Here is a 10,225-nt window from a genome sequence, read left to right on the forward strand (position 1 = left end):
CCTGTTTGAGTCTTTGTTTATCCAGGCCGACCCGATTATGGAAATCGCTTTTGAAGACGAGTTCCGTTCATTCCGAAGAACGCTGAACGACCGCGAGGAAGAGTTGCTCAGGCTGCTTTCAGAAGGTAAAACCGAAGAGATGATTGTTATCATGATGGATTTGAAAGCAGGAACTGTGGACAATCTCAAATCAAGCGTGAAAAGAAGCTACCTGCGGTTTTTCAACATCACGAAATAATTCAGGTAGTGCGGATTGTCGGCAGAAATTAAAATCAAAAACTTCTGAAAGTGGAAAATTTAAGCCAGGAAGAAATAAACCAGATTCAGCTCTATGTGCACCAGCTCATGGAGCCCGAGGAGCGGAAAAGGTTTGAACTCAGAATGCAGTCGGACCAGGCATTTGCTGAGGAAGTGGAAATCCGGCGGATCGCACAGATGTACCGCTTTACGAAGGTGAAAGACCATTTATTGGAGCTGCGTGACCAGATGATCGCGAATGGTCAGCTTTCCCGTGAAAAGGAAGCTTTGCCCCTTAAAGAAATCCCGCTGCTGCGGCCGCAGCAAGACCCCGCGCCGGAAAAGGAATCGCAGGTAATGTCGCTTTGGCCGAACCGGATCGCCGCCGCAGCCGTGGTCCTGATCGTGCTGGGCTTTGGTGCGTGGCTTTGGAAAACTCAGAAACACACGGGTGACGATGTTGCTATTGAAAACAAAAAGGATAGCATGATCAACCCGAGTGCGGCAGATATGGTCGCAGTGTTTATCGACGAAGCCGCGCAGCCAAGGGAGAATGTTCCCCGCAGGTTTAAAAAGGCAGTCAGCGCATTTGAAAATCAGCGAACCGACGAGGCGATCAGGTTGCTCAAAGACAGAAGGATCAGTCAGTTGACAGGAAAAAAAGATGAATATGGAGCAGGGGAAAAAGGGGTTAAAGACAAGACAGATCCCGTGCTGGAATCTTTCCGCAAGTTTTACCTGGGCGTAAGTTATCTGTCAAAAGGCGAAGCAGTGCGGGCATTGACTTATTTGCAGGAAGTTAAAAACCCATTGCGTGACGAAGCACGCTGGTATACCGCATTGGCCCACCTCAAAAACAACGACCCTGTGAAAGCACGCATAATCCTGAATGCCATTAAAAGTGACAGCGCTTCGAAATTCAACAATGAAGCCGGGCAATTATTGAATGAATTGAAATAAAGCATTGGTAACATGAAGTATCTGCCGCTCTTTTTATTCAGCCTTGTCAAAATAGCCAGCGGCCAGGGGATTTCACATGAAACTGGATTGGAAGTCAATGATTTGGCATATCACAGCATAGAAGTTGCGAATATGCTTTTCGGGACGGAGGCAAATGCAAGCGTGCCAAAAACTGTGAGCATGCGAATGTATTGTCCCGTTTCTCCCATTGCTGCTACCGGCGGGCTGGCGTGGACTGCGGCGATCAGCAAAGCATTGAGCATGCAGGTTGGAATCGAAAGAAATTGGACCCGGGATCAAATTGAGAAAAACGCCTTTTCACCCTATTTTTTGTTTGATATGCTGCCAAAATCCTCGGCTGCAAGCTGCAAGCTTCATAAAGACTGGATGAGGCAAACGCAGGATCTGCTTACAAAAGGAGGTATGGTGAAACTTGCATATTACCGAGAAAAAGCTGCGGACTGTCACCGTCAACCGTCGCGGGAGCTGCTCAACAGGGTAGACCGATACCGAATCCGTGCCATGACAAGGCTTTTTACAAGTGACCAAACGGATGCGCAGCAAAGCATTGGGCAGAAGCAATTTGTGATGAAACGCAGTCTGGGTCGCAAGCATCCGGTTGTCTTATGCATGCTGGCCGATGAAGCATTTGAGAAACTGAAAACAGACCAATGGACACCCGGCTCTTTTGGACAGGAGCTACGGACAGTCGTGGTGACGGGTTATGATGACCAGAAACAGGCATTTGAAATCGCGCATCCGACCGGGAAGAATTGGGGTAGGGACGGCTTTGCCTGGTTGCGTTATGCAGACCTCGCTGACGCAAAATACGCCTTTGAAATCACCATGGAAGACGGGCTGATTCCTGCACAGAAACCAGCGGCCCACACTGTTGCACGTCAGCAAACGGTCACCGGAAATTCCGTCTCAAATCGTACGGCGATGAGCGGTTCGTTGCAGCTCAATGTGGTAAATGAGCAGGGGGCTTATGTGCCCGTCGCATTGAACCTGCATGCTGATGGATATTACGAGACGGGCCAGGGTTATGATGTGCAGTCCCGGTTCCGGTTGGTTGGCTCCGGCACGGCTGGCAGCTTCTTATATGTAGTGGGTGTTGATCCCGAGGGAAAGGCGCAGTTGCATTTTCCTTATCAGAAGAATACAGATGCGGGTTTTACTGAACATTCATCGCCCTTACTGGCGGAGGCGGGAAGTGAGGTTGTCATTCCTGAGCCGATCCTGCATTACGAAATGAATGGAATCCAGACCAGGCGCGAGCAGGTTTTCATCAAGGAACTGGCGGGAACAGACTGGCTCCTGGCGATTTACAGTACAATCAGAATGGATACTGAGGTTAAGGCGCTTGTTGAAGAACTGAAAGGGCACTCTGTCGATTTTCCATTGCGCTTGCAGCAGGTTTTTGGAAAATATTTTGCTCCGAAATCACTTGTGAATTTTGAAAAGGGGCAAATGAAATTTGTTGCCGGCCGGGTGCCCGAAAGGTTCGTGGTACCCATTATCCTGAAACTGGAAGGGAATTAAACATTTATAGATTTGGCAAAGTCAATGAAACCTGCACCCGCGCTTTGTCTTACAGCATTGCTGATGCTTGTTTGTTCCATGCTTTTTGGCCAGGCGCAACAAGGCTTCGGGCTCATCTTTAATGAACAGGATTTTTCCCGCATTCCGCGAATGCCGGAGCAGGTTTCCGGAACAAAGAGCTTGGAAACCATTGCATTAACAAAAGATTTAATGCGATATGCGCCCGGGCCTGCCGCACAAGGCGCCATACAGAGCTGTGTTGCGTGGGCAACTGCCTATTATGCCTATACCATTCAGTATGCCATTCAGCACAAAATCACGGAGCGGTCTGCAATAGATGCAATTGCTCTCTCTGCCATGTACCCCTACAAAAAATTGCGACCTGGCTGTGAAGGGGGAATGGACATATTTGAGATTGCTGATTATATGAAGACGCGGGGTAATATTCCTTACGCGAAATTTCCGGTTAATGCCTGCAATGGAAAGTTACCGGCATCGGTTTCGCCGATCTTTCCAATCCGGGATTATCAGGCCGTGTTTGATTACAAAAAAGATCCCGGGAACAAGGGTGTTCAGGCCATTTTGCAAGCCATCGCATTCAATGACCTGCCTGTGATCGTGGGGATGGAAGTGGGCGATGTTTTTGCAAGACTGAATGCAACGGACGCTTATTATGATCCCAAGAAGGAAGGAGTCAAAAAGTACGGTCACGCCATGACGGTTGTGGGTTATGATTTACCGAAAAAAGCATTTAAAATATTGAATAGCTGGGGGAAAGCATGGGGGCGAGATGGGGCTTTCTGGATCAAATTTGAGGATTTTTCAAAAGTAGCGAAAGCCGGCATTGTCCTGATCCTGCCGGAAGAGCTGCCTTTGCAATCTCCTGCCACAACTGGGGTTGCGAAAGTTGGCGGTGTATTCGGGTTTCAGTATCTGGATGAAGAAACCGGCAGTTTCGTGCGGATTGCTCCTGCGCATGCGGGCAATGGCGTTTATCAGTTTGCAAAGAAAGACTGGAAGGTGGGCCAGGCGTTTCAGTTGTTGACCAATAACCTGCATAATGGACTTTCGATGTGCGTTTTTAGCGTCGACAGTAAAGGAAAACCTACCCTGCACTGGCCCCGGGAGAAGGATTTCGGCCTTGGTACAGGTGACAAACTACCAGTCAGGAATTTCGACATGGTGATACCTTCCCCTGAAACGGCATTGCTTATAGAAGAAGCGGGATCAGATTATCTGTGCGTGCTTTACAGCAGCGAGTCCCTGATGCCCGATCTGAATGGCATTTTTAACCGCATTGAAAACGGAACCGGAGCTATCCCTGCACGGATCCGTGAAAGTCTCGGCGATCGCCTTATGAAGGCCGGCATCATCCGCTACGAAGCAAGCGAGATGCGGTTTTCAGGCGCAGGAGGACCAGGCAATACAGTTCCTCTGATACTTCGAATTGAATCTGTTGAATGAAAATGCCCATCCAACCGATCGGTCTGCAAAGCAAACTCCTCATTCCCAATGCTGCGAGAACTAGCTTTTAGCCTGTAACTACCACCAAACTAATACATGAACCGCTGCTCCTCCGGTAAGTCCGACACGTGCCCGATTTTGCCGGATCTGTAATCGCGGTAGAGATTTCGGATCTCTTCGTCTTTATCGGCAATGAAAGGTCCGTAGGAAACTATGGGGTCGTTTTGAGGTTGGCCGGCGTACAGGATAGCCCGTCCGCCTGCGCTGCCGCCGGAGAGGCTGAATGTGCTTTCGCCTGCTTCGTTAAGCCTGTCAAACCAACCGATCTGACCATCGGTTAATGCGCCCGAATTTCCGACTTCCAGGCTGCCTTCAATTACATACAGAAAAGCATTGAATGTAGCGGGCAACTTTTGTGTCGTTTTTGCGCCTGGTTGCAGGATCATGTCGGCAATTACCACGGGTGTGTGGTTCTTCACAGGTGAAGTAACGCCGGCTAAGGTGCCGCTGTAAACCCGGATTTCCACCCCATTTTCATAGACTTTCGGCACATTCTCGAATGAAAGATCCTGCACGCGCGGTGTAATCCACCTGTCTTTTTTGGGCAGGTTAAGCCACATTTGCAGCAGCCGCAATTTCGACTCGCCTTCGATGGTCTCCGTATGGACAATACCGCTTCCCGCAGTCATCATTTGGAAATCGCCCGACTTCATGGTATGCGCCGAATCGCCCACTTCACCTTCGATCAAAAGCGAGACCGTTTCAAACCCGGCATGAGGGTGGGGGCCACCTACGGGTTCATTGTCTTTTTTATCTAAAAAATCATCCATTAAAATAATGAATGGGTCACTGTTGCTAAAATCATTCTGTATGACCGCCCGTGCAATATGGTCGGGACCGAGGAATCCCTGCTGTGCTCGGGGAGTTTGCACCTTAACCAGTTTGCGGTTTAAAATTGGAGTTTCCATATGCTTTATTATCTCTCTATCTTCAATTGATTCCATGTTTTTGCCAAAAATTTGACGTCATAGAACAAACACAAAAACAAACAATAGCGTCCTCTCTCTCCGCTATACAATAGGTTAGTTAGACGAATAACTAATTGAAGTACAGTTCAATATAGTCCTGTCGACTTTGCATGATGAAAGTTGTTTTGCAACCTTAAACCATTGGATAAATAAAGTTAACGATAGTGACAAATTGACCCGGATCCGGATTGTATTTTCCTTATCTTGTCTTCGCCTTATCTATTTTAATATAAACATTGTCAAATTTTTTTATGCTAAAACTGTACACCATTCTCATTTTCCTATGTATTCCCTTCGTTAACCTTGCACAATGCCCGACCGGAACGATTACGACACAAGCTCAAATTGATAATTTTAAAACAAACTATCCCGCCTGCACGGCTCCGGGGAAAAACTTGGATTTCGAATTAGGTGGAGATGTTACAAATCTCGATGGGCTGAGTCATCTAACGTCTATTGGCGGAAGGGTAAGAGCGGTTTTTATCTCGATTTCAAGTATTTCCGGGCTGTCTAACCTCCCTTCACTTGGAGGTTTAACCATTGTCTCGAATAGTGAATTAAAAAATTTCTCTGCCTTGAGTAATCTGAAATTCTTGGGGAACTTATCTCTTTCCTATACTGAACTCACCAGTTTGCAGGGCCTTGAAAATCTGGAAAGGCTGGATTACTTTGACTTGTACTCTAATTTGCTCTTGTCTGATTTGAGTGCATTGCATCATCTACCTCCGCCACCTCGTGGTAGTAGAATTGACATGGCGGAAAATCCTCTGTTAAGCGATTGCAATTTTGAATTCATATGTGCCGGTGTGAGAACTCCACCCGGAATGTTGGGTGCCATAATTTTCGGGAATGGCCCTGGATGTACAAGTTTATCCGAAGTACTTGCTAACTGCGGAACGCTGCCAGTAACACTTGTGAATTTTAAAGCCAAGGCGGAGAACACAACTTCAAATCTCACCTGGTCAACTTCTGAGGAGACAAATAGCAGCTATTTTGAAATACAAAGAAGTAGGAATGGACTTGGCTGGTCTGCAATTGGAAAGGTGTTTGCGCAAGGAGAAAGTAAAGCACCATCTATTTACAATTTTACAGACAAGGAACCAATGCATGGTGCCAACTACTACCGGTTGAAAATGGTAGATCAGGACGGGACATTTGCCTACTCCGGAATAGAATGGATCAAGATGGAAGCTCTTGCTGAGGTGACATTTGCCAATCCGGTAGAAAACAAGCTAAGCTTCCAAAATCTTAATGAGGAGCTGATTGAAGAAATATCAATTTATCATACATCTGGCCACAAGATCAGCGCAACGAAGTATACAAGCAGCGCGCTCGATGTTTATCACCTTTCAACAGGAATTTACATTGCCAGTGTCAAGCTGAAAGACGGCAGTACTGCAAGATATAAGTTCATTAAAAAGTAATACGCCAAAGGGGAGGTGAATCCTGTCACCTCCTCCCGGCATCTATATATATCCTTTCTGCGTCTCCTCAAAAATCACCCAAAAATTCCGGGGTACTTCTCCGTGCAGATTCGCTTCGAGGATTTCGAGGTGCGTGTGCCAGCCGCTGCCGATCATCTGGCGGTTTTTGCCTTTGTCTGCTATGTTCCGGTGGGTAAGTACCAGGCGCACGCCGTCAGCTTCTGTGCTTAGCTCGAAGGTAACTTCGGAATCGTCGTGCCAGGTGAATGAAAGCAAATGGGGCGGATTGACCTGCAACACTGTACCGCTGAAACTATGTCCAGCCTCAATTGCTTTATGCATTTCGGGCGGCGGACCAGGAATCGGGCTGAGTTCGCTGTGTAGAAAATGCAAGGTGAAATTACCGCCGGGGAATAGCTCCATTTCACCTTTTGCCAGCCATTTGCCGCGTTTTTCAGAGTCCGTGAGGTAACTCCATACTTTTTCAATGCTGCTGTTGAAAATGCGCTCAAAGCAGATTACGCCCGGGGCGAGGATCTTTCCTTTTTTCTCCATGATCAATCGGTCAGAATGCCGCCAGCTGGATCAGATTTCCGCAGGTATCTTCAAAAATCGCCTCATAGCCCCATTCCGTTTTCACGGGCGCTTTGCGGAAAACCACGCCCGCAGCGCTCAATTTCTCGTACTCCTTATAAATGTCGCTCGTAGAAAAGGTGATCACCGGCAGGTTGGCTTCCCACAAGCTGGTCTGGTAAGTGGAGGCAATCGGGTTCTGGTTGGGTTCCAGCAGGATCGAAGTGCCGTCTGGCTGGTCCGACGACGCAACTATCGCCAGGTAAGCTTCGGGAACGAACATTTTCTCCACAAAACCCAGCTTCTCCGTGTAAAACTTGTGCGCTTTAACAACATCATTGACAAACACACTCACCATTTCGATTTTCATACGATCAATTTTTAAGGTTTGGAAAAAAGCATTTACTGTTCATTGTTCAAAAGGTCTTCAAGCTTATCAAGCCGGTTATTCCAGAATGCGAGGTGCTGTTCGGCCCATCTGGCAACTTCTTCCAGCGCACCCAGGTTGGCCCGGCAACGTTTTTCGCGTCCGTGTTTTACCATAACCACAAGCCCGCATTCGGTAAGGATCTTGATATGTTTGGAAATCGCCGGCTGGCTCATGTAAAAATTGTCAGCTACGTCGCTGACGGTCATCGTACGGGAGGCAAGTAACCCGATCATCGCCCTTCTGGTCGGATCTGCAATGGCCTGAAAAACATCTCTTCGCGCTGTCATTTCAATTTACAAATAAATATAACCGTTCGGTTATGTAATTATAAAGATAACCAAACGGTTATGCAACTGTCTTCAAAAAAACTGCTCAACTATTTTCATAGCCTGTCGAAACTTGTACGACGATCCCGGTGTATGTGTTTATGTTTGCATTGACCTAACCCGCTAAAACCGCATGCAGATACCTGTCAAGAACAAGCTCGAAACGGCAGAGCTGTTCAGGATCAAGAGAATGAAGGAAGTAATCAAAACGACCAACCCGCATGGTCACAAGGATTATCTCGAAATCATCTACCTCCGGGAAGGCGCCGGTGTGCACCATATTGACCACCATCATTTTGAGGTTAAACCTTACAGCCTGTACTTCGTGATGCCCGGCCAGATCCACAGCTGGGCGCTGACCGAAATTCCGAAGGGATTTGTGATCATGCTGCAAAAAGACTTCCTGCTCAACCAACCTTTTTATAACGTGCTTTTCCAAAGTTTTCCGCCCATTTTCAGGAACGGATATGAGCTGGAACATGTGGATCAGAAGATTTGCGGGATCTTCGAAAACATCGAAAATGAATATCAGCAGCAGCAGGAAAATTATCCCGCGGTAATCCAGACTTATCTGCAGTTATTATTCAATCTGCTGAAAAGGGAAACTGATATGCCGCAGCCGCAGGTTTTGCCCGATCAGCTGACAGCCTTTTTCGGACTGGTTGATGCGCATTATAAAACCAACCACGAAGTAGGTTTTTATGCAGACAGCCTGCACGTCACCACCAAAACACTCAACAATACCTGCCGGAAGATCCTGGACAAAACGGCGGGCGAGCTCATCAATGCCAGACTGAACCTGGAAGCAAAAAAGCGGCTGCTGTACTCGGAGGATACATTGTCAGAGATTGCCTATGAACTGGGCTTCACCGATCCCTCGCATTTCAATAAGTTTTTCAAAAGACAGGTGGGTGTGCTGCCCGGCATTTACAGGAAAGGAATTTCCTGAATGTACCAGTTTTCGGCTTTAAGCTACCAAGTCTACCAATTTACAGGGTATAATTTTGCCTGATCAACAACTCCGATCGGGCGAAATTTACTTTTGATGAAATTCTTTACATTGCTGTTATCAGGTCTGTGCAGCTTTCTCACTGCATCGGCACAAATTACCTTCGGTATATCTGGAAAAGTGACTGACCAGCAAACCGGCCTCCCGCTTCCATTCAGTTCGGTTACCTTGTACAAAAGCAGCGATTCAACACTGGTCAATGGCGTGGTCGCGAACGAGCAGGGGGCTTACCAGTTTAGCGATATCGCCGCGGGCACTTACTATATTCAGGCACAGTATATCGGCTATCATAATCAGCGGCAGCGTTTGCCCGAAACCGGGGGTAACCAGGTTGTCAACATCGCCTTACGCGCGGACTCCCGTATGCTCGAAGAAGTGCGTGTGCGCGGTACGCAGGGAGTTGTGGAGAATAAAGTCGACAGGCAGGTGTACAAGGCAGGGAGTTTCCTGAACAGCAAAGGCGGCACGGCGGTGGATGTTTTAAAAAACACACCATCAGTAACTGTGAACAGCGAAGGTGCGATCACATTGAGAGGGTCCTCCGGGTTTCTGGTGCTGATCAATGGAAAGCCGGTACAATCCGACCCTGCGCAGGTACTGAGCCAGCTGCCCGCCAATCTCATCGAAAATGTGGAGGTAATTACTTCCCCTTCGGCCAGGTTTGATCCCGACGGGAAAGGCGGGATTATCAATATTGTGACAAAAGCTGCTGTGGCCGGCGAGCGCTATTTTTCTGCCAATGTAATGGGCGGGCTGCCTGCTGTGTACACTTATGATAACCTGAAAAATCCGCGACGTTTTGGTGCAGATGCATCTTTTGGTTTCAGAAGTGCCAAATGGGATTTCCAAATGAGCGGAAGTTACCTCCGAAACGACATTGCGGGCAGAAGAGTAGGGGACGTGCGCACAACGATCGGTAACATCCTGACTACCTTTCCGTCCGACGGCGAGCGCAGTTTCAACAGGTACAATTACACCGGCCGCGCATCCCTGACATTTACACCCAATCAGAAAAACAGCATTTCGGCTGGGATATACAAAGGGTACCGCTCTCAATCGCGCCGCGCCGACATTGTTTATAACAACACAAAAACAAACCTGACAACAGGTGAAGTAGTGGGAAGGATCACGTATTTCAACAGCAACATTGCTCGGAAAACAGCAGATATCACGCTCGGGAACCTGGATTATGTACACACTTTTACAAACAAATCTTCAATCTCCATTTCCGG

At 47.7% G+C, this 10,225-nt stretch carries 11 protein-coding genes; 7 read left to right on the plus strand and 4 right to left on the minus strand.

Annotation, left to right across the window (positions count from 1 at the left end; translation table 11 throughout):
• From ACTIE6_RS08710 to ACTIE6_RS08725, 4 genes are all read left to right on the plus strand, one after another.
• A partial coding sequence (locus tag ACTIE6_RS08710; RefSeq protein ID WP_439556269.1) for a hypothetical protein occupies positions 1-238 on the plus strand: 238 nt, incomplete at its 5' end.
• 50 nt (positions 239-288) lie between these two features.
• A complete protein-coding gene (locus ACTIE6_RS08715) occupies positions 289-1,197 on the plus strand; it encodes a hypothetical protein (protein WP_439556270.1) in 909 nt (302 codons plus the stop codon).
• Positions 1,198-1,209: 12 nt separating this feature from the next.
• A complete protein-coding gene (locus ACTIE6_RS08720; protein WP_439556271.1) occupies positions 1,210-2,739 on the plus strand; it encodes a hypothetical protein in 1,530 nt (509 codons plus the stop codon).
• A 12-nt stretch (positions 2,740-2,751) separates the two neighbouring features.
• Entirely contained in the window at positions 2,752-4,203 is a 1,452-nt protein-coding gene (locus ACTIE6_RS08725; protein ID WP_439556272.1) for a C1 family peptidase, read from the plus strand.
• Between the two features lie 89 nt (positions 4,204-4,292).
• Here the strand turns inward: ACTIE6_RS08725 and ACTIE6_RS08730 are convergent, their stop codons facing one another.
• Complete coding sequence (locus ACTIE6_RS08730) at positions 4,293-5,135, minus strand: pirin family protein (protein WP_439556273.1); 843 nt, start codon at positions 5,133-5,135, stop codon at positions 4,293-4,295.
• A 347-nt stretch (positions 5,136-5,482) separates the two neighbouring features.
• On the opposite strand from ACTIE6_RS08730, the gene ACTIE6_RS08735 reads away from it, so the two are divergent.
• On the plus strand, positions 5,483-6,655 hold the full coding sequence (locus ACTIE6_RS08735) for a T9SS type A sorting domain-containing protein (protein ID WP_439556274.1): 1,173 nt from the start codon (positions 5,483-5,485) through the stop codon (positions 6,653-6,655).
• 42 nt (positions 6,656-6,697) lie between these two features.
• Here the strand turns inward: ACTIE6_RS08735 and ACTIE6_RS08740 are convergent, their stop codons facing one another.
• Genes ACTIE6_RS08740 through ACTIE6_RS08750 form a run of 3 tightly spaced genes read right to left on the minus strand, consistent with a single transcriptional unit; the run spans position 6,698 to position 7,945 of the window.
• Entirely contained in the window at positions 6,698-7,210 is a 513-nt protein-coding gene (locus tag ACTIE6_RS08740; protein ID WP_439556275.1) for an SRPBCC family protein, read from the minus strand.
• Between the two features lie 10 nt (positions 7,211-7,220).
• Entirely contained in the window at positions 7,221-7,598 is a 378-nt protein-coding gene (locus ACTIE6_RS08745) for a VOC family protein (protein WP_439556276.1), read from the minus strand.
• Between the two features lie 32 nt (positions 7,599-7,630).
• Positions 7,631-7,945, minus strand: coding sequence for an ArsR/SmtB family transcription factor (locus ACTIE6_RS08750; RefSeq protein ID WP_439556277.1), 315 nt, complete (start codon positions 7,943-7,945; stop codon positions 7,631-7,633).
• 172 nt (positions 7,946-8,117) lie between these two features.
• Here ACTIE6_RS08750 and ACTIE6_RS08755 point away from each other — a divergent pair, with 172 nt between their 5' ends.
• Both ACTIE6_RS08755 and ACTIE6_RS08760 read left to right on the plus strand, forming a co-directional pair.
• On the plus strand, positions 8,118-8,933 hold the full coding sequence (locus ACTIE6_RS08755) for an AraC family transcriptional regulator (protein ID WP_439556278.1): 816 nt from the start codon (positions 8,118-8,120) through the stop codon (positions 8,931-8,933).
• Between the two features lie 96 nt (positions 8,934-9,029).
• Positions 9,030-10,225: TonB-dependent receptor (locus ACTIE6_RS08760; protein WP_439556279.1), on the plus strand; the 1,196-nt coding region annotated here is incomplete at its 3' end.

Source organism: Dyadobacter sp. (assembly GCF_051859145.1).
In the GTDB taxonomy this organism is placed as follows: domain Bacteria; phylum Bacteroidota; class Bacteroidia; order Cytophagales; family Spirosomataceae; genus Dyadobacter.